12 protein-coding genes and 1 pseudogene are annotated in these 14,987 nt (G+C 48.4%); 10 read left to right on the top strand and 3 right to left on the bottom strand.

Features of this window, described 5'->3' with window-relative positions; genetic code table 11:
* Nucleotides 1–75: 75 nt before the first annotated feature.
* Nucleotides 76–300 (top strand): annotated as a pseudogene (locus M4I36_RS10520) (IS110 family transposase); the annotation flags it as partial.
* Between the two features lie 2 nt (nt 301–302).
* On the opposite strand, the gene M4I36_RS10515 reads toward M4I36_RS10520, so the two are convergent.
* Nucleotides 303–518, bottom strand: a complete 216-nt coding sequence (locus M4I36_RS10515) for a helix-turn-helix domain-containing protein (protein ID WP_258111695.1) — start codon at nt 516–518, stop codon at nt 303–305.
* 310 nt (nt 519–828) lie between these two features.
* Nucleotides 829–1,815 (bottom strand): ROK family protein, encoded by a 987-nt coding sequence (locus M4I36_RS10510; RefSeq protein ID WP_258111694.1) that lies wholly within the window; start codon nt 1,813–1,815, stop codon nt 829–831.
* Nucleotides 1,816–2,285: 470 nt separating this feature from the next.
* On the opposite strand from M4I36_RS10510, the gene M4I36_RS10505 reads away from it, so the two are divergent.
* The 9 genes from M4I36_RS10505 (at nt 2,286) to M4I36_RS10465 (ending at nt 13,561) form a co-directional block, all read left to right on the top strand.
* Nucleotides 2,286–2,900, top strand: coding sequence for a polysaccharide deacetylase family protein (locus M4I36_RS10505; RefSeq protein WP_258111693.1), 615 nt, complete (start codon nt 2,286–2,288; stop codon nt 2,898–2,900).
* A gap of 130 nt (nt 2,901–3,030) precedes the next feature.
* The gene (locus M4I36_RS10500; protein ID WP_258111692.1) at nt 3,031–4,374 is read left to right on the top strand and encodes an ABC transporter substrate-binding protein; all 1,344 of its coding nucleotides are present in this window, start codon (nt 3,031–3,033) and stop codon (nt 4,372–4,374) included.
* A gap of 54 nt (nt 4,375–4,428) precedes the next feature.
* A complete protein-coding gene (locus tag M4I36_RS10495) occupies nt 4,429–5,322 on the top strand; it encodes a carbohydrate ABC transporter permease (protein WP_258111690.1) in 894 nt (297 codons plus the stop codon).
* A 134-nt stretch (nt 5,323–5,456) separates the two neighbouring features.
* Nucleotides 5,457–6,197 carry a carbohydrate ABC transporter permease gene (locus M4I36_RS10490; protein WP_258111696.1) on the top strand — a complete coding sequence of 247 codons (741 nt, stop codon included), beginning with the start codon at nt 5,457–5,459 and terminating at the stop codon, nt 6,195–6,197.
* 30 nt (nt 6,198–6,227) lie between these two features.
* Nucleotides 6,228–7,775: a xylulokinase gene (xylB, locus tag M4I36_RS10485; protein ID WP_258111689.1), complete on the top strand. Its 1,548-nt coding sequence runs from the start codon at nt 6,228–6,230 to the stop codon at nt 7,773–7,775.
* Complete coding sequence (locus M4I36_RS10480) at nt 7,768–10,134, top strand: glycoside hydrolase family 3 N-terminal domain-containing protein (RefSeq protein WP_258111688.1); 2,367 nt, start codon at nt 7,768–7,770, stop codon at nt 10,132–10,134. The genes xylB and M4I36_RS10480 overlap by 8 nt, the downstream gene beginning before the upstream one ends.
* Entirely contained in the window at nt 10,121–11,434 is a 1,314-nt protein-coding gene (gene xylA, locus M4I36_RS10475; protein ID WP_258111687.1) for a xylose isomerase, read from the top strand. Before M4I36_RS10480 ends, xylA begins: the two co-directional genes overlap by 14 nt.
* 11 nt (nt 11,435–11,445) lie before the next feature.
* Nucleotides 11,446–12,447 (top strand): aldose 1-epimerase, encoded by a 1,002-nt coding sequence (locus M4I36_RS10470; protein ID WP_258111686.1) that lies wholly within the window; start codon nt 11,446–11,448, stop codon nt 12,445–12,447.
* Between the two features lie 124 nt (nt 12,448–12,571).
* Nucleotides 12,572–13,561, top strand: coding sequence for an NAD(P)-dependent alcohol dehydrogenase (locus M4I36_RS10465; protein ID WP_258111685.1), 990 nt, complete (start codon nt 12,572–12,574; stop codon nt 13,559–13,561).
* A gap of 51 nt (nt 13,562–13,612) precedes the next feature.
* Here the strand turns inward: M4I36_RS10465 and tnpB are convergent, their stop codons facing one another.
* On the bottom strand, nt 13,613–14,785 hold the full coding sequence (gene tnpB, locus M4I36_RS10460; protein WP_258111684.1) for an IS200/IS605 family element RNA-guided endonuclease TnpB: 1,173 nt from the start codon (nt 14,783–14,785) through the stop codon (nt 13,613–13,615).
* Nucleotides 14,786–14,987: the final 202 nt, after the last annotated feature.

Genomic DNA, 14,987 nt, shown 5'->3' with positions numbered 1-14,987 from the left:
GACGTACAGGCGGTGTACCCGGATGGGATTCACCAGGCGATTGCCGCTCCGCTGCGAGAAGCTGGGCATGAGGTGCGTACGGCGGAACAAGTCCTGGAGGAAATTGGCATAGACATGAACCGGTTTCTGTCGGTCGCTCATTAGTGTTCATGGGCGGGGCTGGCTCAAGGGAACAACGAGAGCGCAGGGAAACGAAAGTCGGGAAAGACGCGCAAAGGGAATCAGAAATTACGCATGGCATTGGTGGAAGCGGCGCGGGTAGCAGCACGGACGAAGAACACGTACTTGTCATCGCAGTGGTGTTAGGCTATAAAGGTGGACTCCAGTTTGGACTCGTCCTCCAACTCGGCAGGTAACGGCCAACCAACCCCAGCAGTCTCAGCACGAGTTAGAACATGAGTGACGGTACTACGCGAGATATCCAGACTTGCAGCAATAGCTCGGCGACTCAATCCTCCTTCATGATACAGACGTAAGATTTCCTTGAGCTTTAGCATGGACAACCTCCATTCAGCCAAGGTATTGCCTCCTTTCGCGGATACAACAAAATCCGACAAAAGGGGGGATTTCCCTGCTTGGTTGGTCGCCCACACAGACGATTGGAGGAAATACGTCGGGAGTCCTTGAACTAAGATGCTACTGTCCAAGACTTTCCGGAATGGGTGTCCAGGAGTTACTGGAATAGGGGTCCAAGAGTTTTCGGAACTAGCGTCCAAGACTTAACGGAATTCCCGTCCAAGAGATTCCGGAATATGCAGTGTGGTCCTTCGTGTGGTCGCGTCATGCGTGTTCTGAGAAGGTTCGGCCTTTAGGTATGGAGAGTAGTGGTCATCTATATCCGGATCGAGAAGGCTCTGCGGCATGGGAGAACGGAAAGGGTCCTTGAAAGTAGTCGTTTAATGCCAAAGAGGCCGCACCAATTGCTGTGGAATTTCGACCCAAGGAAGAAAGTTCTATGCGTGCGATGGTACCCGGGACTTTAAGTGCGGAAGTATCCACGACCTCGGTTACAATCGTTAATAATCGGTCCCTTGCTTCACTAAGATGATTTCCAATGACGACAAGACTCGGATTTAAACCGTTGATCAGATTACTGACTCCCATACCTAGGTAACGTCCGACGCTGTCGATAGCTTCCCTTGCATTGGGATCACCGACATGAAGATCCTGTATGATTTCGTCTACTGTCTTCGTATGTCCAGTCAGTTGGGCATATTTAGCGACTAACGCACGTGTCGATGCATACATTTCAAGACATCCTCGGCTTCCGCAGGAACAGCGAAGACCTCGCGTTTCAATAATCATGTGCCCGAATTCTCCAGCTGCACCACCACTCCCACGAATGATCGTGTGATTCAAAATAATTCCTACTCCGATGCCGGCTCCAACGCTAAAATAGATGGCGTTTTCGTCTGTTGTCCCTACGCCGAAGAGTTGCTCTGCCAGCGCCCCTGCGTTTGCTTCGTTGTCTACAAAGACGGGCAAGTTGATGTGAGCCTCCATATAAGCTCGGATAGGAACATCGGACCATCCTAGGTTTGGCGCATATAGGATGTTTCCTGAAGTAAAATCGACCAACCCGGGGACTCCAAGCCCTACGCCAATAATTCCAAGTTTAGATTTGGGGAGTATGGCGCTCTCCCGTTTAATACAGGTTACAATTTCAGTTACAACATTGCGGACACTCGTGTCCTCCAAGGACAACTCGTTACAGGAAATGGATTTTCCGGCCAAGTTTACAGTCAATACGCGAATAAAATCCACTCCAAGTTCAACGCCAACGGCGTAGCCGGCCGTAGCGTTGAATCCTAGCATGCGCGGTCTGCGTCCTACTACCGAGCGTGTAGAGGAACCTAGTTCTAAAACTAGGCTCTCTTGTATGAGTTCATCCACGATGGAGGAAACTGTTGCCTTGTTCAGTCCGCTTTCCACTGAGATCTGTGCACGGGAAATAGGGGTTTTGTTTCGAATTAAATTTAATATGATGTTTTTGTTTAGTTCTTTAATCAGCGTCTGGTCACCAGTTCTCACAGGTCATGTTCCCTTCCAAGAGGAAGTGTTGGGTCAACTACACGTCGCCTACGCTAAGGCACAGAGTGGTGAACTTGTCACTGAACCTAGTGTTGAATGAAGACATTCGAAATACCTACGTTTGCACAGGATAGACGTTCTGCAAATGCAGCGTTTTTACTTGCGTTTACAATGAATTATACTTTCATTAATTATTCTGTCAAACAAACTAATGAGTTGTTTGCTGTGATACAGCAAAGCGGGAGGAGATATCCATGAAAGATAACGAATGGGTGAATTATCCGATTATTAGAGTTATTCCTTCTTCCGATCCTATCATCGCCTTGACCTTCGATGATGGACCGGATCAAGAATATACGCCAAAAGTGCTTGACATTGTGAAGCAATACGGAGTCTCAGCTACTTTTTTTTGCTTGGGATCGCAAGTTGTGAAAAATCCTCATGTCGCCGTACAGTTGGTGGCAGACGGTCACCAAATTGCCAATCATACGTGGACGCACCCCCATGCGGCGGATGTTTCAACTTCGGAACTTTTGAGAGAGATAGCCAAAACGGCTGACATAATTGAAACTATTACGACAATTCGTACTCGATGGTTTCGTCCGCCGTTCGGTGAGATTACAAAGGCTCAACTCTCAGCCATTGTAGAATGGGGCTACCAGGTTGTGCTATGGACCGTGGATTCGTTGGATTGGAGTGGCCTGACAGGACCGCAAATTGTAGAAAGAGTCTTACCGTCTCTCGCAAATGGTGTAATTCTTCTAAGTCATTGTGCTGGAAACGTTAATGGAGTTTTGGATGCTCTTCCACATCTAATAGAGGCAGCTCTGGACATGGGATACCGCTTCGTTCGCTTGGATGAGGTTTGATGCTGGGTCCGAAAAAGAAATGAGCAAAATTATATAGAATGCTTTGAATTGGTGTTGTCAACCATCAAAACTTGATCTACAATCCAAATTAGTTTATTGGATAGCCAAACTTATAAGGTGGGTGGTCTATGTGAAAAAAGTTGGTAAAGCTGTGTTTGCGAGTGTAAGCGTTTGCTCAATGATGGGTCTTCTCGTGGGGTGTGGCTCGACCGCTACTACTGTGTCATCCAATGCCTCGAATAGTACAGCAGTTTCGACCAGCGCAAAGACACAACTGACGCTATGGAGCGTCGACAGTGGGGTAGCTGAAAAAGCTGATCAAAAGCTTGTTTCTGAATACAATTCAGCGAATCCTAATGCCCCCATTACTGCTGAATTTTTTGAATCTACGCCATATCTGCAGAAATTACAAATTGCAATGGGGGCTGGACAAGCGGCTAGTATTTTTATGAATTGGGGAGGTGGGCGTCTAGAAACTTTCGTGACTCCCGGTAAGGTGGTCAATCTCACGTCGCAGTTGAATGGAGACCCGGCATGGAAAGACAAGTTCCTTCCGTCAGTTATGAAATCTGTTACCTTTAATGGGCAAGTCTACGGTGTGCCGTTTGGCAATATGCAACCCGTAAATTTCTTTTACAACAAGGCACTCTTCAAAAAGTACAATCTCACTCCGCCGCAAACGTGGAATCAATTGCTATCGGACATTCAAATCTTTAAGTCCCATGGTATTATCCCTATCTCCCTCGGGGGCAAGGATAACTGGCCTGATCTGATGTACTTTGAATACCTAGTTGAACGTATCGGGGGGCGCCAACCGTATGAGGAAGTTGCCGCTGGAAAACCGAATTCTTGGGACAATCCGGTTATTTTAAAAGCACTTCAGGATATGAAGCTTCTAGTCAAGGATGGTGCCTTTGAGCCGGGATTTAGTTCGGTGGGTTCCAATGACGGCTCAGACGCAGCGCTATTCTATAGCGGTAAGGCAGCGATGTGGCTGATGGGCAGTTGGGGGTATGGTTCCATCATGACTAGTGATAGTAGCTTTATCCCTAAGCTTGGGTATTTTGCATTCCCTCAAGTGACTGGTGGCAAGGGAAATCCAACGGATGTTGCGGGTAATCCCAGCGATTTTTATTCAATACCGACGTCAGCTACTCCTGCACAACAGAAAGCAGCGATTAACTTTCTGAAGAACTACAACCTTGACTCAAAAAATGTACAAAATTTACTGAGCATTGGGTATGTCCCCGCCATACAAGGGATTGAGTCTCAACTGAAACAGTCCAATGAGGCCAACTATGAAATGTTTTACTACAACTTGGCGAAAAATGCCTCCTATTTTCAGCAGTCGTGGGACACAGCACTTCCGGCGGCGGAAGGGAACCAATTGGATACGGATCTCGGGAAGTTCATGATTGGTCAATTGAGCACAAGTCAGTTCGTGTCGAACATGGATTCGTATCTCAATAAATAGATGAGGTGGAGACGGGTCACTCTCTCCAATTTCAAGATATAAGGAGTGTTCCCAATGTTAGGATCTCGTATGAACTGGCAGCGTTGGACCATGATGCTGCCAGCCATCCTTTTCTTTGCGGTCTTTGCACTGCTGCCCATGATTGTTGCCGTGTACTATAGTGGTTTGAATTGGGATGGTGTTTCAAAAGCGACATGGGTAGGATTGTACAATTGGACACATGCGTTTGTCAGCGGCCAAGCGGTGCACTCGCTGTTGCTGACTCTGGAACTCATGGCATTGTGTTGGATTTTGCAGAATCCGATTAGTCTCGTGTTAGGCGTATTCATCGCGGGGAAACAGAGACATCGCGTGGTTTATGGTGTTATCTACTTTGTTCCGCTCTTGTTTTCAGCCGTAGCTATCGGAATTACTTGGTCCTACATTCTTGACCCGGAGTTCGGTCTGATTGACTCACTCCTGCAAGCTGTTGGTATTGGTAATGGTACTGAGAATTGGCTAGGAAATCCGAGCTTAGCGATGTTTGTGGTCGCCTGCATCATCGCGTGGCAATTTATACCATTTAACTCGTTGTTGTACCAAAGTGGTGCCAAACAAATTCCAGCTTCACTGTACGAAGCAGCTATGCTTGACGGAGCAGGACCACTTCGGTCGTTCTTTCACGTCACTCTTCCGCAGTTAAAGTATACGATTATTACGACTACGGTGTTGATTCTTACCGGTACCCTCACGTACTTTGATTTGATTTACGTTGTAACCAATGGGGGACCAGGGGATTCAACTGAAGTACTGGCTATGGACATGTACAAAGAAGCATTCACGAATTTAAACATTGGTGCTGGTAGCGTCATAGCCGTGATTCTTGCGGCGGCGGGTCTACTGCTATCCATTCTCATCTTGAAGTTTACGGGCTTCAATCGAATGGAAAGTCAAATGGAAGGGTTGTGACTGACATGAGCACACCGATCGACAATGTTCGGTACGCGAAGGTTAGACCCAGGCGCAAAGTCACAGTTCATGGGGGCCTATTCACTGCGTTCGGAACCATATGGTTAATCATAGCGGGATACCCCTTGTTGTATATGTTGATGACCAGCTTTCGAACACAAAATGGGTATTTGTCAGGGAAACCATGGTTGCCGCCAACCAACCCGACGCTGAGCAATTATACACAGGTTCTACAAGCAGGGTTCTTTCACTATTTTTTGAACAGCGCTGTGGTATCGATTGCTTCCGTGGTATTGATTGTAACGTTTTCCCTGCTTCTAGCGTATGTGATCGTCCGGTCGAAAAGTCGTACAGTTCGTACCGTGTTTAATGTGTTTCTTGTGGGATTAGCTCTGCCAATTCAAGCGGCCATCATCCCCGTATACATTTTGATCAACAAACTGGGCCTGTATGACACACTCATTGGGATGATTTTACCCATGGTGGCGTTCGGCTTACCACTTTCGTTACTGATTCTCGTTAACTTTGTCCGCGACATACCGAACGAACTCTACGAATCAGTGGCCCTCGAGGGAGCCACCGACTATCAAATCGTTCGTTATCTTGTAGCACCGCTCTCTCTACCTGCTCTTGTGGCGGTAGGTATTTATGAGTTCATCCAATCGTGGAACAATTTTTTGTTTCCGCTGGTGCTCACTCAAAGTCGGTCCGTTCAAGTGCTTCCCCTGGCGATTGTTCAGTTTCAGGGCCAACACTCAATTGACGTTCCAGTAACGATGGCGGTGGTTATATTCTCTGCTCTGCCGCTGATTTTGGCGTATATCTTTGCTGGGAAATACTTGCGCCAAGGCATGCTGGCGGGCTTTGGAAAATAGCGCATGAAGGCAAATTGGTTGAGGTGATTCATGGACAGGCGACAAGTGGTTTTGGGCATTGACATTGGTACTTCGGGCACCAAGGTGGTTGCTGTTCATCTCGATGGTTCCATCGCGGCAGTAGCGACAGCTTCATACGAGATGGTCATGCCAAGCCCAGGGTACGCTGAGCAAAATCCAGCTGACTGGTGGAAGGCAACCGTTGTGGCTATTCAGACGATCTTATCGCGGACGGAAGACCTCTTCGTCGTGGGAATAGGGTTATCCGGGCAAATGCACGGACTCGTTGCTTTGGATAATGAGGGCGCTGTGATTAGGCCAGCGATCATTTGGTGTGACCTGCGTTCTGAGGCGGAAGCCGCAGAATTGGAGCATTTGCTTGGAAGGGAGACCATCATTCAACTGGCAGAAAATCCGGCATTGCCGAATTTTACGGTTACAAAGATTCTCTGGATGAAAAATCATGAACCGGAGTTATACCGGCGAATTGCAAAAGTGCTACTTCCGAAAGACTATATCCGTTTTTGTTTGACTGGATTGTTTGCCATGGATGTCTCAGACGCGTCAGGCACGCTCCTGCTCGATGTTGCGAATCGGACGTGGTCCAAGGACATGTGCCGCGCTGCGGATGTGCCGATGGAGTGGTTACCACCTCTCTATGAATCCAACGAAGTGGTAGGTTATCTGTCGAAGACTTCTGCCGACGTTCTGGGTTTATCAGAGGGCATTCCAGTCGTGGCAGGAGCAGGGGATCAAGCTGCAGGTGCCATAGGACTTGGCATAGTAGAGCCTGGGACGATTTCCTCGGTGTTCGGCACCTCTGGAGTGCTATTGGCAGTGACGGACAAGTCGCTGCGCGATCCTGGAGGAAGATTGCATACTTTTTGTCACGCTCAGCGGGATCGCTGGATTGTCATGGGTGTCACACAATCGGCAGGAGGATCCTTGCAGTGGTTTCGAAATCAAGTGGCGCAACGTGAGAGACTGGTAGCCGCGTCGAAGGACAGCGATCTTTATGCGTGGCTGATGGAAGAGGCGCAAAAAGTGGTGCCAGGTGCGGAAGGGCTCTTGTTTCTGCCTTATCTTATGGGGGAACGTAGTCCGCATCTCGATCCACAAGCGCGCGGAGCTTGGATTGGATTACAGTTACGACACAGTGTTGGACACTTAGTTCGAGCAATTCTTGAAGGCGTATCTTTCAGTCTGCGCGACTGCTGGGAAGTCATGCGCGAAATAGGTGTGGAGTCGTCAGGCTGGAAAGCTTCGGGTGGCGGCGCTAACTCACCTCTTTGGATGAAAGTCTTCGCGAGTGTTCTCGGTGAACCCGTGCAAATATTGCAGGCTAGTCACGGGCCTGCTCTGGGGGCAGCAATCTTGGCTGCACAAGGAATCGGGGTACTGGAAGAATCCCCGTTATCTATTCAAGGTTGGCTCGGGACAGGCAGCGTAATCTCTCCGCAGACGGACTGGAAGGAGTTTTATACGAAACTTTATCCCTTGTTTCGAGAAGGGTATCAGGCAACCAAGCATCTGATGCATGAGCTAAACAACGTGGCTGGGGGTGTAAAGTATGAGTGAACTGTATCGAGATCCCAGTCGCTCTACGGAGGAACGCGTGGAGCATCTGATATCACTGATGAATGTTGAAGAAAAATGCGCACAACTAGGCAGTATATGGGTTTACGAAGTGTTGGACAGGACATCGTTTTCCTCGATAAAAGCGGATCGACGCATCAAACAAGGAGTAGGACAAATTACACGGATTGGTGGCGCGAGTAGTTTTGACCCGCTTGAAGGAGCGAAGATAGCGAATGAGATTCAAAGCTATCTGGTCAACAGCACTCGCTTAGGCATCCCAGCCTTAGTTCATGAGGAGTCCTGCAGTGGTTACATGGCGAAAGGGGCGACCCTGTTCCCGCAGACAATTGGGGTGGCAAGCACATGGAGCCCAGATCTCGTAGAGGCGATGGGGGCAGTTATCCGAACTCAGATGAAGTCGGTTGGCGCGCACCAAGCTTTGGCCCCGTTACTGGATGTAACACGGGACGCTCGCTGGGGTCGTGTTGAGGAAACGTTTGGTGAAGACCCGTATCTTGTGACACAGATGGGACTGTCCTATGTGAAGGGCCTCCAGACCGATGACGTTCGCAATGGAGTGATTGCGACAGGGAAGCATTTTGTGGGTTACGGGATCTCGGAGGGAGGCATGAATTGGGCTCCGCCTCACATCCCCGAACGCGAGTTGCGGGATGTTTTTCTTCAACCCTTCGAAGCCGTTGTGCGTGTTGGTAAACTGGGTTCCATTATGCCCGGTTATCACGAACTGGATGGTATGCCGTGTCACGCATCTCACTTGCTTCTCCGCAAGATCCTGCGCGATGAGTGGGGGTTTACTGGGATTGTCGTGTCGGACTACTTTGCAGTGGAAATGTTGCACAGTTACCATCATTTGGCCAAGGATAAGAGCCAAGCGGCACGAATGGCGCTAACGGCGGGCGTCGACATAGAACTCCCAAGTATATACTGCTATGGAACGCCCTTGGTCGAGTTAATAGAACGTGGCGAGCTGTCCGTAGAGATTGTGGATGCTACCGTGAGACGTGTTTTAATGGCGAAATTTCGAATGGGTCTCTTTGAGCGGCCGTATGTCGATGCGTCCCGCGTCTCCGAGGTGTTCAGCAATAAAGAGCATCGAGCGTTAGCTCGAAAAATAGCGCAACAGTCTATCGTACTGCTTAAAAATGAGGAAAACATATTACCACTGAATAAGGATATTGCGACGATCGCTGTTATCGGACCGAACGCGAACAGTGGCCGTCATTTGTTGGGGGACTATGCTTATCCGTGTCACATTGAAACGCTACAGGATATGACCAATACGTTTCATACTGCTGTGCCAGAGAAAATCGATTTGGACGAGAAGCTTGTGGACATCCTCACGGTGTTCGAGGCTATTTGCGACAAAGTGTCACCGCAGACACGTGTATTGTTTGCAGAAGGGACAGGGACGTTGACAGGTTCGCAAGAAGGGATTAACAAAGCAGTCTCGGTTGCAAAAGAGGCGGACATCGTGATTTTACTGGTCGGTGATAAAGCTGGTCTTATTGATGGTTGCTCATCGGGGGAGTCCCTAGACCGTGCAAGCCTTGATTTACCTGGGATGCAAAGTGCATTGGTGCAAGCAGTCTACGCATGTGGAACTCCCGTGGTCGCGGTACTTATCAACGGCAGACCACTTTCTATTCCTTGGATGAATGAGCACTTAACAGCCATTCTTGAAGCATGGTTACCGGGAGAAGAAGGTGCGCGTGCCATCGCGGATGTCCTGTTTGGGGACTACAATCCGGGTGGGCGCTTGCCGATTTCTGTTCCACAAGGAGTTGGGCAAATTCCGGTGTACTATAACCACAAACCTTCCGGGGGGCGGTCACATTGGAAGGGGGGGTATGTGGAAATGAGCGCAAAGCCGCTATATCCGTTTGGGTATGGACTGAGCTATACAACGTTCACATATTCGAATCTCTGTATCCGAGGAGGGTCTGCCGCCGTTTGGGATAGTGTCACGATTGAAATTGATGTTATGAATAGCGGATCGGTTGCCGGGGATGAGGTCGTGCAGTTGTATGTTCACGATCCATGCGCGAGTCTGACTCGACCTGTGAAAGAGTTGAAAGGCTTTCGTCGAGTCGAGCTCGTCCCGGGAGAGAAGAAGACGATAACGTTCGTTCTCCCGGTTTCCTCATTAGGATTTTATGATGCAAGTCTAAACTATGTAGTAGAGCCGGGGGAATTTGAGGTCATGATTGGTAGTTCTTCGGAAGACATTCGCATGACGGGCTCCTTCACTGTGCATGGCGACACGACGTGCATTCAAGACCGAGAATACACGACAAAAACTTTTCTAAATGGAGATGAAACGTCTAATGGAGTACTTTAGTACAGTCGCGAAAATTGAATTTGAAGGCCCGCAATCCCAGAATCCGCTTGCGTATAAGTATTACAATCCGGATGAAATCGTGTGTGGTAAGCGAATGGAGGACTACCTGCGCTTCTCCGTTGCCTATTGGCATACGCTCATAGCAGATGGAACGGATCCGTTCGGTGCAGCGACGATGCAGCGTCCTTGGAATGGATATTCGGGCTTAGACCTCTCGAAAGCGCGCGTTGAAGCGGCTTTTGAATTGATCGAAAAATTGGGCCTAAAGTATTTTGCCTTTCATGATCGCGATATTGCGCCGGAGGGCACGACCTTGGCCGAGACCAACCGTAATCTAGAAATTATTGTATCCAAGATCCGAGAGTACATGGCATCTACTTCCGTGAAGTTGCTCTGGAACACGGCCAATATGTTCTCTCATCCTCGTTTTGTCCATGGAGCTGCTACTTCGCCAAATGCAGATGTATTTGCATATGCGGCTGGCCAAGTTAAGAAGAGTCTCGAAATCGCTAAGGAACTTGGTTCAGAGAATTATGTGTTTTGGGGAGGGCGAGAGGGCTACGAGACTCTTTTAAATACAGACATGGGGTTTGAACTCGAAAACCTGGCGCGGTTTTATCACATGGCCATTGAGTACGCGAAAGAAATAGGCTATAAGGGTCAATTTTTGATCGAACCAAAGCCGAAGGAGCCGACGAAGCACCAGTACGACTACGATGCAGCAAGTGCAGTGGCGTTTCTATATAAATATGGTCTCATCGATCATTTCAAATTGAACATCGAGGCAAATCACGCGACTCTGGCTGGACACACCTTTGAGCACGAACTTCGAGTGAGTCGAATTTATGGAGTGTTGGGTTCCGTCGACGCGAACCAAGGTGACTCGTTACTCGGATGGGATACAGACGAGTTTCCAACAGACCTGTATAGCACAACCCTTGCGATGTATGAAATCATTCAAAACGGGGGGCTGCATAGTGGGGGATTGAACTTTGATTCGAAGACCAGACGAGGGTCGTTTGAAGCGACGGATCTCTTTTACGCACACATTGCCGGAATTGATTCGTTTGCCAAAGGGTTCAAGGTTGCAGCCAAACTGACCGAGGACGGTGTTCTCGAAGAGTTCATAAGGAATCGCTATAGCAGTTATGGCACAGGCATTGGTGCGGACATTGTCGGTGGAACGACCGATTTCAAGAAGTTGGCGGAGTATGCTGAGAAGAGAGCCATTGCCAATGAGTCCGGTCGGCAAGAGATGTTGAAGTCTATATTAAATCAGTACCTTATCGAACTAGGATGAATGAAGCCGTCTTGTTGCGTAAAGCCTTAGTAGAGGCGGATTTTTATGGAGAGCGCGCTATCGTGTTGCGTTGGAGAAATATGCAAGCAATTGTACTGCCTGACTTCGGGGCCAATGTTGTTAGCTATCGTGATCTGGAACACGGATTTGCATTGTTGCACGAACCCAAGGCTCATGAGATGGCAGACTTTAAGCGTACACCATACTTGTACGGGATACCAATACTCTTGCCAGCAAACCGTTACGATGGCGGAATCATTCGCTATGCGGGAAAGAGGATTCAATTGCCTGTCAACGAGGCGGATAGGCAAACGCATCTTCATGGGATGCTATACGACTTCTCTTGGGGGATCAAGGATTCTGGCGGAGGAACTGACGAGAGCTATGTGGTTTTGTCCGTGGAGGTAACGAAAGAGAGTCCCCTATATTTGCAGTGGCCGTTTTGTTTTACCGTTGAACTGACGTATGAATTAAATGAATACGGCCTCTCGCAGCATTTATTGGTACGAAACGATGGAGACACTCCGATGCCTTGTCTCTTCGGTTTTCACACCGCGATAAATGCACCATTTGTGGAAAACGGAAAAGCGGAAGACTATCGCTGTCGAATTTCCATTGGAGAGAGATGGGAACTCGATCACCGTGGTTTACCGACGGGGTTGAGATTGTCTCTGAGTGACTACGAGCAGATGATGCGTGACAACGGTGCGTATCCATTTGCTGTACCGATGGACAATCACTATACGGCTCTTCCCAGTCATGGTTACAATCGCATGGAACTGCTCGACACGAAAAACGATGTGACGCTCGTCTATGATGTCGATGCGAATTTCCGCCAGTGGATGGTTTGGAACAACGATGCAAGGAGTGGCTTTTTCTGTGCGGAACCGCAGGTGACCATAGTCAATGCGCCTAATGTAAATCTACCTTGTGAAGAAATAGGCTTATTCCCGATAAAGCCTAAGGAAGTGTGGGAAGCACATTCTCGTTTGTATGTACGACATGGTAGCTAGCATGACCTATATATACCTTATAGCCCCAACGCAAATGTGCGGGGCTATAAGGTGCTTGCTCACTAGACGAATTTTCTATGTGCTCGCAAGCGCGAATTTGAAACGGCAGGAATGAGGGTTGGAGATGAAGGCAGCGATTTTGAGGGGAAAAAACGATCTGGTCATTGGAGACGTATTGGATCCGCCGAATATCGTCCCGGAGGGCTTTGTGAAAGTCGCGGTTAAGGCTGTTGGAATTTGCGGTTCGGACGTCCATTACTACCAGCACGGTGCGATTGGAGACTTTGTTTTGCAGGAGCCGATGATACTCGGTCATGAGATTGGCGGAATTGTTGAGACGGTTGGAGCTGGAGTGCAATTCAACATCGGAGAAGTGGTTGCTTTAGAACCAGGGATTCCTTGTAGGCAATGTACGCAATGCCGCTCAGGACAGTATAATTTATGCGAGTCAATACGATTTTTTGCCACTCCACCCGTTGACGGAGCCATGACTAGCTATGTGATACACCCGGCTGATTTTACATTTCGGACCAATGGACTGACAGTTGAAGAAGCATGCTTAGCGGAACCGATGTCCGTGGGTATCTATGCAACGCGGCAAGCCTCCATTCACCTTGGTCAGGAGGTTTTCGTGATGGGCGCGGGACCGGTTGGACTGATGACCGCCATGGCTTGTTTGGCAGAAGGAGCGAACGTTCGAATATTTGATGTTCAAGAGGAACGTGTACGGATGGCACGTGAACTTGGAATGGTGGCCGAGGTGTTCAATAGTGGGAGGAAAATCCGGAGTGATGTCGTGATTGATTGCACGGGTAACGAAAGTGCTATTGCATGGGGGCAGCACAGTGTTAAGGCCGGAGGAAAATTGATATTGGTGGGAATGGGGACGAAAGATGGAATGAAACTTGATGGCTTGGATTTGACGCTACGAGGGATCTCTGTGAGAGGGATTTTTCGATATGCCAACACGTTTCCAGCTGCCATTCAGTTGATTCATAAATATAGAGATAAAATGAAGCTCTTTCTCTCAAATAAAATTCCCTTTGAGGCGGTACCAAAGTACTTTTTGGATGGAAATTTTAATTCGCACATAAAGACCATAGTAAGTTTATGAAAGTTATTGACTTTCTCCCCATGCCTAAAGGCATGGGGATTCCAACCATCACTAGTTGGCTTTCCTGCTTCGTTGAGGCCTGCCTTCTCGTTGCCTGGTGAGCTTTCGAGCGGGTCTTATCGCCTCTCCACAGGCTAATACCGCAAGCCCTGCGGCTAAGATGTTTTGAGCGGCGTTCACATCTCTGTCGTGATGCTCCCCGCACTCTGGACACGTCCAGTGTCTGACGATGAGTGGCATCTTCGGCATGATATGTCCGCAATCAAAACACCGCTTACTGGATGGATAGAACTTGTCGATTTTGACGACCGTTCTACCGTACCATTCAGCCTTATATTCGAGTTGACGTACAAACTCGCCCCATCCTACATCTGCAATGGATTTTGCAAGGTGGTGATTGCGAATCATGTTCTTAACCTGCAAACTCTCTACGGCGATCACTTGGTTCTCGTTTATCAACCGTGTGCTGAGCTTGTGCAGGAAGTCTTGACGACGATCCGCAATTTTGGCGTGAATACGTGCAACTTTGATACGTTCTTTGTCTCTGTTTTTGGAACCTTTCTTTTTCTTTGCAAGTCGGCGTTGTGCTTTGGCTAGACGTTTTTCGTCTTTGCGGAAGAAACGTGGATTGCCAAACTTCTCACCTGTCGAAAGAATGACGGAATCGGTCAATCCCAAATCAATACCTACCTGATTTTCACTTGTTGGGGCTTGAGGAATTTCCTCATCTACAAGGATCGAGATGTGGTATCGGTCTGCCGCATCTCGGCTCACCGTGACGGATGAAGGGATGCCTGTAAACCGCCTTGACCAGCGAATGTTCAGTGGTTCGGACATTTTCGCAAGCGTGATGCTCTCTCCATCCCATTTGAAAGCAGATGATGCAAAGGTAACCGATTGCTTACCATGCTTCTTGTGGAATTGCGGATATCCTCCTCGGCCTTCAAAAAAGTTGATGAACGCACGATCAAGATGCCGCAACGCCTGTTGAAGCGCAACGCTGGACACTTCATTGAGCCACACCGTCTCTGGTTGCCGTTTCAAGACCGTCATTTGAGCAGACAAATCCTTATAGTACAGACGTTTGCCAGTCTGGTAGTACGCATCGGTCTTGAGACGCAAGCCCCAATTATAGACATAGCGAACACAACCAAACGTCTTGGCTAGAATTTGTTGCTGTTCTTCTGTTGGATAGAAGCGGAATTTATAGGCTCTCTGTGTCATGATTACATTATACTTCATTTCGTGTAAGAACTAAAGACTTTCGCCTAACGGCGAGCGCCTTATATCCCCATAGCTAAAGCAAGAGGTTTTACGGCGCATTTGATAAATCCACAAAGCCCTATTTAGGGACTGCTGAATGAACTAAAAACCCTGCTGTAACAAGGATTTCGCGTGCAATTTGTCGAATGAAAGTGTATGGATT

The sequence above is a fragment of the Alicyclobacillus sp. SP_1 genome (assembly GCF_024706985.1).
Taxonomy (GTDB): Bacteria; Bacillota; Bacilli; order Alicyclobacillales; family Alicyclobacillaceae; genus Alicyclobacillus_I.
The sequence above is the reverse complement of the archived record's forward strand: the minus strand, read 5'-3'. Positions and strand labels throughout refer to the sequence as shown.

Bases quoted from the DNA above. Each gene is read 5' to 3' on its own strand.
- M4I36_RS10510 (WP_258111694.1), bottom strand. From the start codon at position 1,815: ATGCTAGGATTCAACGCTACGGCCGGCTACGCCGTTGGCGTTGAACTT.
- M4I36_RS10465 (WP_258111685.1), top strand. From the start codon at position 12,572: ATGAAGGCAGCGATTTTGAGGGGAAAAAACGATCTGGTCATTGGAGAC.
- xylB (WP_258111689.1), top strand. From the start codon at position 6,228: ATGGACAGGCGACAAGTGGTTTTGGGCATTGACATTGGTACTTCGGGC.
- xylA (WP_258111687.1), top strand. From the start codon at position 10,121: ATGGAGTACTTTAGTACAGTCGCGAAAATTGAATTTGAAGGCCCGCAA.
- M4I36_RS10490 (WP_258111696.1), top strand. From the start codon at position 5,457: ATGTTGATGACCAGCTTTCGAACACAAAATGGGTATTTGTCAGGGAAA.
- M4I36_RS10495 (WP_258111690.1), top strand. From the start codon at position 4,429: ATGTTAGGATCTCGTATGAACTGGCAGCGTTGGACCATGATGCTGCCA.
- M4I36_RS10480 (WP_258111688.1), top strand. From the start codon at position 7,768: ATGAGTGAACTGTATCGAGATCCCAGTCGCTCTACGGAGGAACGCGTG.
- tnpB (WP_258111684.1), bottom strand. From the start codon at position 14,785: ATGACACAGAGAGCCTATAAATTCCGCTTCTATCCAACAGAAGAACAG.
- M4I36_RS10505 (WP_258111693.1), top strand. From the start codon at position 2,286: ATGAAAGATAACGAATGGGTGAATTATCCGATTATTAGAGTTATTCCT.